Source organism: Zhenhengia yiwuensis (genome assembly GCF_014384995.1).
In the GTDB taxonomy this organism is placed as follows: Bacteria; Bacillota; Clostridia; order Lachnospirales; family Cellulosilyticaceae; genus Zhenhengia; species Zhenhengia yiwuensis.
In genome coordinates this window covers 1-15,971 of sequence record NZ_JACRSY010000048.1, presented here as the reverse complement: position 1 = coordinate 15,971, position 15,971 = coordinate 1, and the positions used below count along the sequence as shown (strand labels likewise).

The following is a 15,971-nucleotide window of genomic DNA, read 5'->3' as shown; positions in this document are numbered from 1 at the left end:
GAAGTTTAAATTCTTTGTCATATCTCTTAGCCATTGTTTTAGGACACCTCGTTCATTATAGTTATTTCTATTATAACTCAAATCTCCATTCTATGTGTCCAATTTTTATTCTAGCATCAGTTAAAATCATATAAACTATTAAAAGTAGAAAGTGATAACCTTGAAATTGACCTGGAAGGTTATATACCTAATTGGGGTTTAGGAGCTGCAGAAGTTTATGCAGGAGGAAGTAAAAGTAATAACCCTGTACCAGGGAGAAGTACGGCACGGCTTGCAACTAGCCTAATAGAAGATACATTAATTGGGCGAACACAAGGCTTAGATGAAAAATATTTTAGATTATTAGAATGTAGGCGCTTAATCAAGAAAATCGATAATATATTAGACATGCTATCTGATAGGGATAAAAGATTAATAGAAGGTTTTTATATTAAAGGGGTAACGCTGTTAGATTTATCTATAGAATTAGATAGAACCCCACAGCATTTATGTGTTGTAAAAAAGAATATACTAATAACCTACTTTAAAAGCTTAATTAAATAATAAGATAAAATTAAGATTATAATAACCTAATATTAGGATAAAGGAGTATAATGGTAGTAAGTAAAGGACTAGTTAAGTATTTAAGTGCTAATTGTGTGTTGTGTGTATTATATAACGAATAGCTAGTTTTTTATAAGAATGGTAAATCAATCTTTCAGTCGAAGGATAAGCATCATCGCCCGCAGAATTTTGTGGTCCATGGTGCTTTTTTATTTTCACTAAAACAGGTGTGTACATTATGCATTAACCCAAATCAATCTGTTTTATGGAGGAAATAAAAAATGTTAAAACCACCAATTCCACGTATGGGTGGAAAATCAAAGTTAAGAAAAACTATCTTAGAAAGAATACCAGAACATACTTGTTATGTAGAGCCATTCTTTGGTGCAGGTTGGGTTTATTTTGGGAAAGAGCCTAGCAAGGTAGAAGTAATCAATGACGTCGATAAAGAACTTATCAATATGTTCCGTATGATTAAATACCATGCACCTGAAATAGAGCGTGTACTAGAGTATGAGTTTTCAGGACGAGATATGTTTGAAGAATATAAACATTGCACGGTTGAGTATCTTACAGAAATTCAAAGGGCAGTGCGTTTTTTATACCTTATTTCACAGAGCTTTGCAGGTAAAGGTGGTACATATGGTTACGGCACAAATAAAGGGCCAGCACCACAGATATTCTATCAAGGTGTATTAAGTGATATAAAAGAACGACTTAGAAATACCTATGTTGAGAATAAAAGCTTTGAGGACATTATTAAAAGATATGATAGACCTCATAGCTTTTTCTTTTGTGATCCACCCTATTTTGAGACTGCAGGCTATGGAAGTGAGTTTGGCCAAAATGAACATCTTTTATTAAGAGATACTTTAGCAGATATTAAAGGGAAGTTTATGGTGACAATCAATGACCACCCTCAGATGAGAGAATGGTATAAACACTTTAATATTGAAGAAGTAAAAGTGGCTTACTCAGTATCAAAAGAGCAAAAGGCTAGAAAAGAGTATGGAGAACTGATTATAACAAATTATTAGAGGAGGAGCGTTAAAGAAATGGCTAGAGCAAGAAGCCCTAATAGAGATAAGGCGTATAAGTTATGGATAGACTCTGGTAAAACTAAGCTGCTTAAAGAGATTGCAGCAGAACTTAATGTATCTGAAACTCAAATAAGAAAGTGGAAGAACCAGGATAAATGGGAAGAGTCCAAAGGTAACGTTACTAATCAAATCAAAAGTAACGTTACTAATGAAAAAAAGTTAATTGTAAAGAATGAAATGGAAGAGATAGAGAGTAGTGGATTAACAGATAAGCAAAAACTCTTTTGTCTTTACTACATTCAAGAGAATTTTAATAAGACTAAGGCATACATGAAAGCATACGAATGCAATTATGAAACAGCTAGAAGATGTGGCTCTAGGATGTTGACTAATGTTGACATTAAACAAGAGATAGATCGGATAACAGAAGAAGTTTTAGAAGAAGCTGTTATTAATACTAAGCTGCTGGCCAAAAGGATTGTTGACCAATATATAGGTATTGCTTTTGCAGATATAACGGACTATGTGAAGTTTGGTAGAAAAGATATCGAAGTAGGCAAGACTGAAGAGGGCGAACCTATAATTGTCGAGGTAAACTATATAGACTTTAGAGAGTCAGATGAAGTAGATGGTAGTCTAATTAGTGAAATAAAACAGGGTAAAGATGGCATATCAGTAAAACTTCACGATAAGATGAAAGCTATGCAGTGGCTTGCTGATAGAATGGATTTATTACCACAAAGTATGAGAGAAAAGTTGGAAATTGAAAAAGCTAAACTTAAAATGATACAAGAAAAACATGATAAGGAAATGGGGTCTAATAATAAAGAGCCTATTAAAATTGAGTTTATGAAAGCAAGTGAAAGGTTAGAAGAGAATGAGTAATGTACAAGTTATACTTAATGACCATTTTTATGATTTTATAGATGATTGGGAACAAAAGTTTTATTTTTTAGTAGGTGGATATGGATCTAGTAAATCTTATCATGTAGCAATAAAACTGATGAAGAAACTATTTCAAGAAAAAAGAACAGCTCTTGTAGTAAGGGAAGTATTTGGAACTCTTAGAGATTCATGTTTTTCTCTTTTGAAAGAAGTTGCTGAATCTATGGGGGTATATAATACTTTAAAGTTTAGTACATCACCATTACATATTTCTTTTCCGAATGGAAGCGAAATAATATTCCGTGGTATGGATGACCCACAGAAACTTAAGTCTATTCATAATGTATCTCTCATTTGGTTAGAAGAGTGTTCAGAGATAAAGTATGAAGGTTTTAAAGAGTTATTGGGGCGTTTAAGACACCCAACTTTAAAATTGCATATGATATTATCAACTAATCCTGTTAGTAAAAGTAATTGGACCTTTAAGCACTTTTTTGAAGATAGTAAGAATAAGTTTTTTGTGCTATCAGATGAAGAGCTTTACCAAAAGAAAATACTCATAAAAAACAATACTTATTATCATCATTCGACTTGCGATGATAATTTTTTTCTGCCTAAAAGTTATACTGAACAGCTAGAAGAGTTAGAGCAACATGACCCAGATTTACATAGGATAGCACGTAAAGGGAGATTTGGTATTAATGGTAAGAGGGTACTACCTCAATTTGAAATAGCACCACATGAAGAAGTAATGGAAGCTATAAAAGGTATCAGGAAACCTATTTTAAAGAGTGGGATGGACTTTGGAATGGTTACCTCATATAATGCTTTACTTAGATTAGCTGTAGATCATGAGAATAAAATACTTTATATCTACTGGGAATATTATTCAAGAGATAAAACAGACCCAGAGATAGCAGAAGATATTAAAGAGTTTAAAGATAGCAGAGAATTGATTAAAGCAGATAGCGCAGAGGCTAAACCTATTAAATATTATAAGCAAATGGGTTTTAATATGAGGGCCTGTAAAAAGTTTCAAGGTTCAAGATTAGCTTATACTAAGAAGATAAAAAGATTTAAAAAGATTATTTGCTCAGAGAGTTGTGGCAATACAATAGATGAACTTAAAGATTTAACTTATGCAGTAGATAAAGATGGAGAGATTATAGAAGATCAATTCAATATAGACCCCCATACATTTAGTGCTATCTGGTATGCATTAGATGACTATGAAGTATCAAATTTAAAAGGTGGCAACGGAATTATAGCTATGAAGAAACCAAGAGGATTATAGGAGGTGAGTAAGTTGTTTAAGTATAAAATGCCTAAAGGCGCTGAAATGACACCTAAGTTAATAGAGAGTCTTATAGAAAGTCATAAAGACGAGAAAATGAGGGTTATGCAGCTATTTGAATACTATGAGAATCATAACAGTATTTTAAATCGTAAGATGAAAGATAGCGACAAGCCTAATAATAAATTACCACATCCCTATGCTGCCTATATTACGAATTTAGCTACAGGGTATTTTGTAGGGGAACCTATTACTTATACAGTAGAGGCAGATGAACAGGCTCAGAAGTTTTATGATGAACTTCAGAGTATCAATAAGTATAATGATGAACCCAAACACAATGCTACTTTGTCTAAGTATGCAAGTATAGCTGGTTATAGTTTTGAGTTGCTCTATACAGATACAAATAAGAAAACACGCTATAAAGCAATCAAGCCCTACGAAGTCATCTATATTGTAGATAGTACACTTGAAGAAGCGCCGTTGTATGCAATACGTTATTATGATTTAAAGAACTTTGAAACAGGTAAAAGTGATACATATGTAGAAGTATATGGACAAAAAGAAGTGACTTATTACGTTAAGCGTGATGGTGAAGATAATCTAATAAAGACAACAGATTCAGTAGAACATAATTTTAATGATGTACCAGTATGTATCTATGAAAATAATGAAGAAGGTATTGGTGATTTTGAAAAGGTTATACATCTTATCAATTCTTATGACCAAGCTCAATCGGATACAGCGAATGATTTCGAATATTTTACAGATGCTTATCTTGCGTTTTATGGTACAGAGGGGCCAGTAGATTCTAATGATAATGAAGATATTGATATGAAAGAAAATCGCATGTTAATCTTTCAAGAGAATGGAAGTAAGGCTGAATGGCTTATTAAAAATATTAACGATACAGCCACAGAGAATTATAAAAATCGCCTCGATAGAGATATTCATAAGTTCTCAATGGTACCTCCTATGACCGATGAAAACTTTGCTGGCAATGTATCTGGTGAAGCTATGAAGTATAAGTTATTAGGCCTTGAGACTTTAACAGGCTTTAAAGAGCAATCTTTTAGAATGGGATTAGCAAGAAGAAATGAGCTCATTGCTAACACTTTATCGTTTAAAAATCAAGTTATTAATAAGAATTTGCCGACTTATGATTATACTGTGATTGAACCCGTATTTACACGTAATATCCCTAAAAATAATAAAGAACTTGTAGAAATGTTTAATGACCTATCTCAAGATGTTTCACATGAGACAAGATTAACCTTACTGAGTGATATTGTTCCAGACCCTAAAGCTGAAATAGAAAAGCTCAAGAAAGAAGAAGAGAAAGAGATTCAAAAAGGCGTTCCGTATCCAGAGCAAGAAGGTGATGTAGATGGCAAAGAGTAGTGACTACTGGAAGAAGCGTCTTGAAAATATAGCAGCTACTCAAAATAAAAGGGCAGATGACTATATCGAATCCTTAGGGTTACAGTACAAAAAAGCTATGGCAAGTATACAAAGGGATTTAGAAGCCTTTTATGCCAGGTATGCTAACTCTGAAGGTATAGATATGGCTACAGCTAGAAAGCTATTATCAAAAGCTGAAAAAGAAATGTGGGAAGTATCCCTTGAAGAGTATCGAAAAATGGCACTGGATGAAGAGTTTATCGACCAAATAGAAAGTATGTATAGTAAGAGTAGGGTAAGTAGATTAAAAGCCTTAGAGATGCAAATAAGAGCACAATTAGAAACATTGTATAGTGAACTTAATACTGAATTAGGAGCATTGCTAACAGATACTTTTGCTGATACATATTATCAAACAGTCTATGAAATTCAAAAGGGGACTGGAATAGGTACCAACTTTGCCCTATTCAACGAAGATGCAGTCAAAAAGATTGTATCAAAGCCATGGAAATGGGGGCACTTTAGCAGTACAGTTTGGAATAATAAAGAGTTATTACTTGGTGAGCTCGAGACAGCATTATCCCAAGCTTTTATACGTGGAGATCGTATAGACAAGGTAATCAAGACATTTGATAAGAGGATGGGAGTAGGTTATAGTAGAGCAGCTAATATTATTCAAACAGAACACGCATACATAGCAGGTGAAGCAACCTTTAAAGGATATGAAGAAACAGGTGTTGAAAAGTATGAATACTTAGCAACACTAGATACACGAACCTCTCAAATTTGCAGGGATATGGATGGGAAGACATTTAAGCTCAGTGAGAAGGTTGTATGGATAAACTATCCACCACTACATTGTAGGTGTAGAAGTACGACAGTTCCATATTTTGAGGATGAAGAATCCTATGGTAAACGTATAGCTAGAGATTATGAAGGCAAAGTATATTATGTACCAGAGGAGATGGCCTATCATGATTGGTATGATAAATATGTTAAAGGTAATCCGGATGAGCTGTCAGCAGAGAAGAAACATCAAAATAGACATTCTGATAAGAAGCAGTATGAAAGATATAAAGAGTTACTTGGTAAAGAAGTTCCTCGGTCTCTTGATGAGTTCCAAAACTTAAAGTATACTGATAGTATCAAATGGACTGAATTAAAAGATAAATTTAAAGTCGAGACTAGAAAGTACAAAGAGTACTTATTTAATGATGATGGGACAATCATTATTACTGATGATTGGAAGGGGCAACATGTAAGTATTCCAAGAAAATATAAAGCATATGCAGTAGTGGAAACAGATTCAATATTTAACAATGGAAAGGTTCAGATTGACAGAACGCTATATGACAAAGATGGAATGATGTATAAGCAAGTACATTCAGGACATCATAATAAGCCTAAGCAACATCCATATGGTAAATATGGGGAACATGTGTATTATTATAATTGGAACACTGAAACCGGAAGACCGGAGAGAGGTGTATTAGAATTAACAGAACAAGATAAAATAGAGCATAGTGATATACTGAAGGGAGTTGAGTAAATGATAACAGCACAACAGTTGAAAGAAGAAACAGAAACTAATGATATAGTATTTAGGTATCAAGCTAAAGAATATGTCATTTGTTGGTTTAATGGTATTTATCATTGTGGAGAATCTGGAAATGATGATAGTGATGTAGAATTTAAAACATATGAAGAAATGTTAGAAGAGTGGAAAATAAACAATAAGCCTTTGAAAGATATATTATCTAAAATAGAGTTGGTATAGTAGCACCTTACTTAGAAAAATGAGTAGGTGCTATTTTTATGCCCTGAAATAAGGCATTAAACTGTTTCAAGTAAAAATACATAATGAACTTCGTAGAGGGCTTAAATGAACTCACAGAAGGGCATAGGAGGTATAGAAATGAAATTAAATAAGAAAGCTTTACAGTTTAACTTGCAATTTTTTGCAGAACCAGGAGAAGGAGATCCAGCAACACAACAGTCACCAACAGCAGAGCCTACATCACCAAGTGAACCACAAGGAAAGACCTACACAGAACAGGAATTTCAGTCAGAAATTGATAGACGTGTAACACAGGCTTTAAAAACTTCTCAAGAGAAGTGGGAGAAAGAGTATCAGCAGAAGTTAGAGGCAGAAAAACAAGAGGCTGAACGTCTTGCAAAGCTTAGTGCAGCAGAGAGAGAAAAGGCTGTCTTTGAGAAACAAAAAGAAGAGTTTGAGAAGCAAAAACGTGAGTTTGAAAGAGAGCGTCTTACAAATCAGACACTCAAAACTTTAGCTGCAGAAGACTTGCCTAGTGAGTTCTGTGACATGATTATGGCTGGAGTAGAGAAAGCAGAAGACATTATGGCCAACATTAATATCTTTAAAAAAGTATTTTCAGATGCGGTAGAGAAAAGATTGAATGATAGGGCTCAAACGACAATACCTGGAGCAGGAGAGCAACAAAAAATAAATGCAGATGACCCATTCCTTAAAGGATTAGGACTGTAAGAAAAGGAGAGAAAATCTATGAAAACAAAATTAAAATTTAATTTGCAGTTTTTTGCAACAATTGATTATGCAGCAAAATACTCATCTCAGGTAGATGAAAAGTTTAAAGAGTTAGCTAAGACAGAAGATCTAGTGAACCATGACTATGACTTTGTGGGGGCTAAAACAGTTAAGTTAGCTGAGTATAAAATTCATACAGATGTACCAGGTATTTCAGGTTCATTGGTTGAAGGGCGTGTTTACTATGATGCATTTATCTTAAAAAACAAAGCAGGTTCTATTTATGCATGTAAGACGCCAGCCGATCCCTCTTAATGCTACTCTGGAAGTAGCAGTCTTAGATGACACAGATGGTAATCAAGAAAATTATTCATTAGCATCTGTCTCTTATGAAACAATGAAAATTACAGAGCTAAAAGCTTTGTGTAAGGAGAAAGGGATAGAAGGCTATTCTTCAATGACAAAAAGTGAACTCATTAAAGTATTAGAGGCTACTCAGTAATGAGTGGCCTTTTTTGAAAGGAGAGATTGTATTGAAAGAACTTATTGATAAGCTGCTTAAAAGTGTTAAAGCGAGGTTAACAATTCAAGAAGAAGATACAAGTCAAGATGCTTTAATCAAAGAAGAAATTGAAGATTTAGTAGTAGAAGTATTAGAATACTGTAGTTTAAAAGAGCTACCGAGAGCTTTGGAGCCTTTTGTAAAGAGAAAGGTTGTAGCTTATATCAAAAGTGGTGCAACTGGTGTTGCAGGTGAATGGGATGAAGAAGTTAAATCTGTCTCTAGAGGTGATACGACTATCAACATGCTCACGACAAAAGAGCGCTTGACTGTTGAAGATGTACAGATTTTGGAAAAGTTTAAGGATAAAAGGGTTAGGGTGATGTAATGAATATCAGCCTACAAAGAAAAATCTTAGAAAAAACTTATGATGCAGTGTGTACAATTAGCAAGATGGGTAAGTCAAAGGTGGATGGCGAAACAACATTACAAAAAGTTATAGTAGCCCAAAATCAGCCTTGTGCGCTCTCTAATAGTTCTAACCCGAGTGCCAAACAAGGGCAAGTAAGTGCTGAAGTAAGTAACACAGTAAAATTATTTATAGCCCCTGAATTAAAAATTCTTCCAGGCAGCAAAGTTGAAGTGACTCAGTATGGTAGAACGTATGAGCTTGAAGCAAGTGGATTAGCATTTCTTTATCCAACCCATCAAGAAATCAATCTTATTGAAACAGGTAAAGCATAATGGCCAAGTGGGGGAAGATGGATTATAAAGCTTTTGAAAAGATGGCTGAGAACTTTGAAAAAGCTGTTAAAGAAGAAGTTGGTAAACAGCTTATAGAAGCTATTTTGAAAGAAGTTGGTAATAAGGTATTAGCTAAAACTAAAAAAAGAACACCCGTAGGTGACTATGGAACTTATGAATATACCATTAAAAAGGGAAAGAACAAAGGTAAAAAAGTCTTAAGAGCCAAGGCAAGATATGATGGACATTTAGGTGGTACACTAAGAAAAGGTTGGTATATTACAGGCGTAAGGAAGAATGGTAATACGCACTTTATCCTCATCTATAACAACGTAGAATACGCATCCTTTGTTGAGTATGGGCACCGTAAACGTAATAATAAAGGTTGGGTAGAGGGACGCTTTATGCTAACAATCTCCATGAAAGAGGTTGAACGTTCTATGCAGCAAATAGCGGATAAACATACGATACAAGTCTTAAAGCAACTGTTCAACTAGGAGGTGGATGATGCTTGATATAAGACAAGAAGTCATTAAACAATTAGATCGTTTTTATAATCCTATACCTATCTACGGTGAAGCCGTACCCCAAGGGTTTGAGGAGCCAAGTTTCTTTGTAAAGGTATTGGATGGCTCAAGAGCGCAACAATTAGATAGACGCTATATCCATGAAGTAAGTATAGATATACATTACTTTGCAACAAGCAATAAGGATGCTGAAAATATGGCTAACAATCTTTATGAGCAAATGGAAGTATTAGAGGCTATTAAAATAAAGGGAAAGCACATGAAGCATGAGGTATCGGATAAGGTACTTCATTTTTTTATTGATTATAAAATCTATTTAATGAAAGATGCGGAGCAGTATCCAAAGATGAACCGATTGGAGGCAAATACTTATGGCAAATAAGTTTACAAAAGAGCAGTTCTTAGAGAGCAAGCAATTTGAACAAGAAGAACGCTATCTTTTAACTGCCTTGTTAGAGGCTGGAAAGATATACAGTATGAAAGAAGTTAAAGAATTACTGAAAAAAGAAAAGCAAAGGAAGGTGAAATAATGGCAGGAGGAACGTTTACTGTTCAGAACAAGGTAAGACCAGGAGCTTATATTAACTTTAAAAGTGCAGGTAAGCCACTTGGTACTTTATCCGATAGAGGGATTATGACAATGCCTTTAGCCTTAAAATGGGGTCCAAGTAAAACCCCTATAGAAATTACTGCAGAAACAGATGTCCAAGAAGTGTTAGGGTACAGTCTTTTGGATCCAGAACTTTTACTTATTAAAGAGGCAGCTAAAAGAGCAAGTAAAATACTTCTTTATAGGCTTAATGATGGTACAAAAGCAACAGCTACAGTAGAGCCACTGACAATAACAGCCAGGTATGGTGGAACAAGAGGTAATGCTATTTCAGTGACATTGACAGAAGATGTGGATGCAGAGGGCACATTCAAGGTAGTAACCCTTTTAGATGGTCGCCCTGTACATGAACAACTTGGTAAAAAGGTTGAGGACTTAGAGAACAATAACTTTGTGACCTTTAGTGGAACGGGAGCGCTTGTAGCAAGTGCTGGTGCACCTTTAACAAATGGGACAGATACAGAAGCAGAAACTCAAAGTTATCTTGATTACTTTAAAGCGATTGAGGTCCTTACATGGAACACCATGGCCATTCCTACAAAAGATAGTACAGTAAAAGGTACAGCCGTATCCTTTATTAAACGCATGAGGGAAGAGGAAGGGAAGAAAGTACAAGGGGTACTTGAAAACTATCCTACTGCAGATGATGAAGGGATTATCAGTGTCAAGAATGGTGTTAAATTAACCGATGGCACAGTCATTGATGCAGTAAAAGCTACAGCATGGGTAGCAGCAGCTACAGCAGGCGCAGAAGTGAATCAATCTAATACATACACAGCCTATGATGATAGTGTAGATGTGGATGTCAGATACACCAATACACAGATTATAGAAGCCTTACAAAAGGGCGAATTTGTTTTTGTAGAACAAGATGGTAAAGCTGTTGTAGAGCAAGATATTAATACACTTACAAGCTTTACTATAGATAAAGATAAATCTTTTAGAAAAAATAGAGTGATTCGTGTATTAGATGCTATTGGTAATGATATGCATAGAATCTTTGCTAAAAACTATCTTGGAGCTACAGATAATCACGCAGATGGTAGAAAGCTATTTAAAGGGGAATGTATTAACTACTTAGATACACTTCAAGGTATTAGTGCTATTCAAAACTTTGATAGTACAAAAGATGTTGAAGTATTACCAGGACAAGAAAGTGATGCAGTTGTAGCCAATGTTTATGTGCAACCAGTAGATAGCATGGAAAAACTCTATATGACTGTAACGGTAAGATAGGAGGTAGAGTATGGGATTTTTTAAAGCAGGCGATACGATTAGTGGGCAAGAGGCTAGGGCTTTCATCACAATTGATGGGAGGGTGGAGCCTCTTTTTTATGCCAAAAATTTAGAAGCTACAGCCAAAAAGAAAAAGACAGAAATCAAGACTTTAGGGCATAGAGGAACACAACATAAGGCCAATGGTTGGAGTGGTGAGGGACGTATGACGGTGTATTATGCCACATCACTTTTTAGAGAACTTATGATTAAGTATATGAAAACAGGTGTGGACACCTATTTTCATATTCAAGTGACCAATGAGGACCCGACCTCTTCAATTGGTGCACAAACTGTACTACTTAAAGACTGCAACTTAGACAGCGTTGTTTTAGCAAGTTTTGATGTAGATGCAGATGTCCTTGAAGAAGATGTAGATTTTACATTTAGTGATGCAGATTTATTAGAAAAATTTAAAAAGCCAACATTAGGCTAAGGAGGAAATAGAGATGAATTTACAAGCATTTATGGTTCAAAATCAAAGAGCAACAGAAACAGTTAAAAGAATTATTAGTGATCGTTTTAAAAATGAAAAGGGTGAAATTGAAGCCTTTGAATTAAGAGGTATCACAACAAAAGAAGAAATGAAAATTAGAAAAAGTTGTATGGTTGAAGTAGCTATAAAAAAAGGTGTAAAAGTAAAGCAACTTGATCAAGAGGCGTTTATGTTAAAAATGGCAACAGCCTGCGTTGTTTACCCAGACCTTAAATCAGAGGAATTACAAAATTACTTTGGGGTACGTGGGGAAGAGGATACCTTACTTGAACTATTGAGTGCCCCAGGAGAATATCAAGAGTTGTTAAGTGCTATGCAAGAATTGAATGGTTACTCAAAAGATATGAATCAGCTTAAAGAAGAAGCAAAAAACTAATTAAGGAGGGCGATAGTGAAGCGGTTTATGCTCACTACGCTCTCCATAGGCTAAAAATCAAACCAAGTGAACTATTAAGCATGGAAAGAGAAGAGAAAGCTTTTATTTATGCAAGTATTGATGAACAGATTGCAGCTGAAAAAAAGAGAAAAAAGAGAAAGTAGGTGTAAGTAATGGCAACGATTCAATAGTCAATGAGTTTGTATGATGGTGTGACAGGGCCATTAAGACAAATACAGCAAGCCATGGCACTTACACTCAATGCTTTTGAAAGTATGCAAAATAGCATTGAACAAAATGTTGCTATAGATTTTGGTACACAGGAGATTGAACTTGCAAGAAGTGCTGTTAACCAACTTGGTGCTGAGATGAGAGAAATACAGGTACAGCAAGACCGTATGACTCAGAATCAGGATGAATTTACTCAATCAGTCCGGCGCAGCGAAAGTAGGATGAGTAGATTAGGCAGTGCTGCTATTGCAGTGAATCAAGGTCTTGAACTTATGCAACGTATTGGTAATGGCATTAATGGATTCATGAAACAAGCTGACGAAGCCGCTATGATTAACTCACGTATTGGCATGATGAATGACGGTTTGATTGAACATCATGAACTACAAAAGAACATTCTAAAGATGGCTAATGACACAAGGACAGGTTATGCCGAAACAGTTGATTTGATGAGTAAGCTTACAATGTCAGGCGCATTTGATAGTACACAAGATGTGGCCAGCATTACGGAAAGTATCAATAAAGCTATTCGTATTGGTGGTGGTACGGATGAGATGAATAAGTCCGCTATGCTTCAACTCTCACAAGCTTTAGGAAGTGGTGTATTACAAGGTGATGAGTTACGTTCTTTAAGTGAAAATGCGCCGTATATGATGAAAGTATTAGCAGATGGATTAGGAGTAGCCCGCGGTGAATTAAAACAAATGGGTGCAGATGGTGAGTTGACAACAGATGTTGTTATACAAGCTTTTGAAAATCAAAGAGATGTGATTAATAGTACTTTTGAGAATATACCTCGAACATGGGGAGATGTAACAACTAAACTGGGGAATAGTTGGACGAACTTTATGCAGCATCTTGCTAATGACCAAGGAACAGGTGTACTCAATCCATTAATTAATCAATTTTATGCCTTTGCAGAATGGTTAGATACACCACAAGGTATGAGCTTTTTACTTACGATAGCAACTTTTATTGAATGGATAACAAATGGACTAGTATTTATGGGGAATGTTGTAGGTACTGTAGCATCCTTATTTATAGAAAATTGGGACTTAGTGAGTATGATGTTGTTAGGAGTTAGCGCAGTTCTAGCAGGAGTGCTCATACCTAAATTATGGGCAATGGTACCGCCGTTAATAGCACAAGCTAGTGCATGGATTGTAATGAATTATCCTCTATTGATGGTGATCGGTAGCGTAATATTGTTTATGACTATGCTGCATAGCATGGGTATAACAACAGAACAAATTATAGGAACAGTTATAGGTATATTCTTTGGGCTCTATGCATTCCTTTACAATTTAGTTGCAGATATCTGGAATTTATTTGCTGTATTTGGAGAATTTTTTGCAAACTTCCTAAATGATCCTATAGGTTCTATTATGAGGCTGTTTATAGGACTTGCTGATTTTGTACTAGGTGTTCTTGAAACGATAGCAAATGCCATGGATGCTTTATTTGGTTCTAGTATGGCTGATGCAGTAAATGGTTGGCGAAATAGTATGCAATCATGGGCTGATGACACCTTCGGAAAACAAGCAGTTACTATAGAACGTATGGAAAAGCTTGATGTAGCGGATAACTTTAATAAAGGGTATGACTTTGGTGTTGATTTATCAAATGGAGCAACACAAATCTTTGAAGACCTTACAACATCTATGAATAGTATGGGCTTTGAAGGGGGGCATATTGATTCAGTTGGAAGCATTGAAGATACAGTAGATGTATCCAATGAAGACCTTGAAATTATGCGCGAGCTTGCTGAAATGGAATCTATCCAGAACTTTGTGACACTGACTCCGAAAGTTAATATCAAAACGGGTCCAGTAAGTAAAGATGTAGATATTGATGAAATCGTAAGGCGTATAGAGAAATCCATAGAGGAAGAAATGGCAGCAAGTACAAAGGAGGTGTATGGACTTGGCTAAGATTTATTTAAGTTTTAATAACCAGGAAGAGTCTTTTGAGTTTCCTGTTTTACCAGAAGAAGTTGAAATTAAGGAAAAAGGAAATAATAAAAGCCACATACTTCAAAATATAGGTGAAGTAACAATAATTAATAAGGTTAAGGCATACACCTTAACTTTAAAAGGCCTTTTCCCTATGGAGAATGGGCCATATATAACAAGTAAATATTTATTAAAACCAGCAGTATATGTTGAAAAAATAAAAAGATGGAGAGACACTGGCAAACCTGTAAGACTTGTGATTACAGGTACCAGTGTCGATTTATCTTGGGCTTGTACCATTGAAGACTTTAACTATAAAGAAAAAGCTGGTGCTGTAGGTGATATTGAATACACCATAAGCTTTAAGGAATATAGATGGTTTAAGGTCAAAAAGGTGGAAATTGTGAGTGATTTAAAAACCAGCCAACCAGCTATTGCCAAGACGGAACAAAGGCCAGTTGAAAAAGAAATGCCTAAGACCTATACCGTACAAAAAGGAGATACTTTATGTAGTATTGCTAAAAAATGCTTAGGAGATAGTGGCAAGTACAAAGAAATAGCTCAGAAGAATCATATAGCGAATCCTAGTTTAATTTATACAGGTCAGGTGTTACAGCTATGACAACACAATTACTTATTGATAATAGACAAGGGAATATTTATGAAATTCCACATGGCAAAGTTACCTATAAAACTTCAAGAAAGGGCAGAGCAGGAAGCTTAGAATTTGATTATATAGGCGGAGATGTTTTTACCCATAAAATCACTATAAATAATGGTGATGTTGTATTGTTTAAAGTCAATGAAGTCGCTCTATTTTATGGTTATGTTTTTAAGGTAAGTGGTGAAGATGAAAAGAAAATCCTTGCTTATGACCAACTGAGGTATCTGAAAAATAAAGATAGCTTTGGTATGGCCAATAAGACTGCAGATGAGATTGTAAAACTTATTGCAAATGTCAATAACATAAAACTAGGCAAGGTTACTTCTACAGGTTATGTCATTCCTAAGACCATAGTAGACAATAAAGAGTACTTTGATGCGATTTATGGAGCATTAGAGAAAACACTCCTAGCAACGGGTAGAACTTATTTTCTTCAAGATAATGTTGGGGCTATGGAACTTCTTGATATAGCAGATACAAAGCTTGACCTTGTTATAGACGGCGATACACTCCTATTGGGCTATGAGTATCGTAAAGATATTGATTCAGATACTTATAATCGGGTTAAGCTGATACAAGACGGGGTAGAAGGCGAAGTTGTAGTAGAAGATAAAACAACACAGGCGCGTTGGGGCAGATTGCAGTATCATGATGTGCTTGATAAAGAACTGAATAAGGCGCAAGTCATGGAGCAAGCACAGGCCCTATTAAAGCTTAAAAATCGTGAGAAAAAATCGCTTAAGTTAGAATGTCTAGGTGATATAAGATGCAAAGCAGGCTATAGTCCCTATGTTTCTATCCCAAAAGAAAACATAGAGGGCTATTTTTTAATTAACTCAGCAACTCATACATTTACAGATAATGAACACACAATGAGTTTAGAAATGGTGGTGATATAAATGAGTCTATTTGAAAAGATGCA

20 protein-coding genes are annotated in these 15,971 nt (G+C 35.2%); all 20 read left to right on the top strand.

All coding sequences use genetic code 11. The annotated features are described in order from the left end of the window. Nucleotides 1-824: 824 nt before the first annotated feature. Nucleotides 825-1,580 (top strand): DNA adenine methylase, encoded by a 756-nt coding sequence (locus tag H8718_RS18010; RefSeq protein WP_249334283.1) that lies wholly within the window; start codon nt 825-827, stop codon nt 1,578-1,580. An 18-nt stretch (nt 1,581-1,598) separates the two neighbouring features. Then, nucleotides 1,599-2,468 carry a terminase small subunit gene (locus H8718_RS18005; RefSeq protein ID WP_249334282.1) on the top strand — a complete coding sequence of 290 codons (870 nt, stop codon included), beginning with the start codon at nt 1,599-1,601 and terminating at the stop codon, nt 2,466-2,468. Next, the gene (locus H8718_RS18000; protein WP_249334281.1) at nt 2,461-3,762 is read left to right on the top strand and encodes a PBSX family phage terminase large subunit; all 1,302 of its coding nucleotides are present in this window, start codon (nt 2,461-2,463) and stop codon (nt 3,760-3,762) included. Before H8718_RS18005 ends, H8718_RS18000 begins: the two co-directional genes overlap by 8 nt. Before the next feature lie 12 nt (nt 3,763-3,774). Next, nucleotides 3,775-5,163: a phage portal protein gene (locus tag H8718_RS17995; RefSeq protein WP_249334280.1), complete on the top strand. Its 1,389-nt coding sequence runs from the start codon at nt 3,775-3,777 to the stop codon at nt 5,161-5,163. After that, nucleotides 5,150-6,712 carry a minor capsid protein gene (locus tag H8718_RS17990; protein ID WP_249334279.1) on the top strand — a complete coding sequence of 521 codons (1,563 nt, stop codon included), beginning with the start codon at nt 5,150-5,152 and terminating at the stop codon, nt 6,710-6,712. The genes H8718_RS17995 and H8718_RS17990 overlap by 14 nt, the downstream gene beginning before the upstream one ends. After that, complete coding sequence (locus tag H8718_RS17985; protein ID WP_249334278.1) at nt 6,713-6,940, top strand: hypothetical protein; 228 nt, start codon at nt 6,713-6,715, stop codon at nt 6,938-6,940. Nucleotides 6,941-7,078: 138 nt separating this feature from the next. After that, entirely contained in the window at nt 7,079-7,672 is a 594-nt protein-coding gene (locus tag H8718_RS17980) for a DUF4355 domain-containing protein (protein WP_249334277.1), read from the top strand. Nucleotides 7,673-7,690: 18 nt separating this feature from the next. After that, nucleotides 7,691-7,987 carry a hypothetical protein gene (locus H8718_RS17975; RefSeq protein ID WP_249334276.1) on the top strand — a complete coding sequence of 99 codons (297 nt, stop codon included), beginning with the start codon at nt 7,691-7,693 and terminating at the stop codon, nt 7,985-7,987. Next, nucleotides 7,956-8,174 (top strand): Rho termination factor N-terminal domain-containing protein, encoded by a 219-nt coding sequence (locus tag H8718_RS17970; RefSeq protein ID WP_249334275.1) that lies wholly within the window; start codon nt 7,956-7,958, stop codon nt 8,172-8,174. Before H8718_RS17975 ends, H8718_RS17970 begins: the two co-directional genes overlap by 32 nt. Nucleotides 8,175-8,205: 31 nt before the next feature. Next, nucleotides 8,206-8,562: a head-tail connector protein gene (locus tag H8718_RS17965; RefSeq protein ID WP_249334274.1), complete on the top strand. Its 357-nt coding sequence runs from the start codon at nt 8,206-8,208 to the stop codon at nt 8,560-8,562. Then, nucleotides 8,562-8,918 (top strand): hypothetical protein, encoded by a 357-nt coding sequence (locus H8718_RS17960; protein ID WP_249334271.1) that lies wholly within the window; start codon nt 8,562-8,564, stop codon nt 8,916-8,918. The genes H8718_RS17965 and H8718_RS17960 overlap by 1 nt, the downstream gene beginning before the upstream one ends. 17 nt (nt 8,919-8,935) lie before the next feature. Then, nucleotides 8,936-9,415 (top strand): HK97 gp10 family phage protein, encoded by a 480-nt coding sequence (locus H8718_RS17955; protein WP_249334269.1) that lies wholly within the window; start codon nt 8,936-8,938, stop codon nt 9,413-9,415. Nucleotides 9,416-9,425: 10 nt separating this feature from the next. After that, nucleotides 9,426-9,827: a phage tail terminator family protein gene (locus H8718_RS17950; RefSeq protein WP_249334267.1), complete on the top strand. Its 402-nt coding sequence runs from the start codon at nt 9,426-9,428 to the stop codon at nt 9,825-9,827. Then, on the top strand, nt 9,817-9,975 hold the full coding sequence (locus H8718_RS17945; protein ID WP_249334265.1) for a hypothetical protein: 159 nt from the start codon (nt 9,817-9,819) through the stop codon (nt 9,973-9,975). The genes H8718_RS17950 and H8718_RS17945 overlap by 11 nt, the downstream gene beginning before the upstream one ends. Beyond that, nucleotides 9,975-11,291 carry a phage tail sheath family protein gene (locus H8718_RS17940; protein WP_249334263.1) on the top strand — a complete coding sequence of 439 codons (1,317 nt, stop codon included), beginning with the start codon at nt 9,975-9,977 and terminating at the stop codon, nt 11,289-11,291. Before H8718_RS17945 ends, H8718_RS17940 begins: the two co-directional genes overlap by 1 nt. 10 nt (nt 11,292-11,301) lie before the next feature. Further along, a complete protein-coding gene (locus H8718_RS17935; RefSeq protein WP_249334262.1) occupies nt 11,302-11,766 on the top strand; it encodes a phage tail tube protein in 465 nt (154 codons plus the stop codon). Nucleotides 11,767-11,779: 13 nt separating this feature from the next. Continuing rightward, complete coding sequence (locus tag H8718_RS17930; RefSeq protein ID WP_249334260.1) at nt 11,780-12,202, top strand: phage tail assembly chaperone; 423 nt, start codon at nt 11,780-11,782, stop codon at nt 12,200-12,202. A gap of 194 nt (nt 12,203-12,396) precedes the next feature. Next, nucleotides 12,397-14,364: a tape measure protein gene (locus H8718_RS17925; protein WP_249334257.1), complete on the top strand. Its 1,968-nt coding sequence runs from the start codon at nt 12,397-12,399 to the stop codon at nt 14,362-14,364. Then, nucleotides 14,357-15,007, top strand: a complete 651-nt coding sequence (locus tag H8718_RS17920; RefSeq protein ID WP_249334255.1) for a LysM peptidoglycan-binding domain-containing protein — start codon at nt 14,357-14,359, stop codon at nt 15,005-15,007. Before H8718_RS17925 ends, H8718_RS17920 begins: the two co-directional genes overlap by 8 nt. After that, complete coding sequence (locus H8718_RS17915) at nt 15,004-15,948, top strand: XkdQ/YqbQ family protein (RefSeq protein ID WP_249334253.1); 945 nt, start codon at nt 15,004-15,006, stop codon at nt 15,946-15,948. Before H8718_RS17920 ends, H8718_RS17915 begins: the two co-directional genes overlap by 4 nt. The last annotated feature ends 23 nt before the right edge of the window (nt 15,949-15,971 follow it).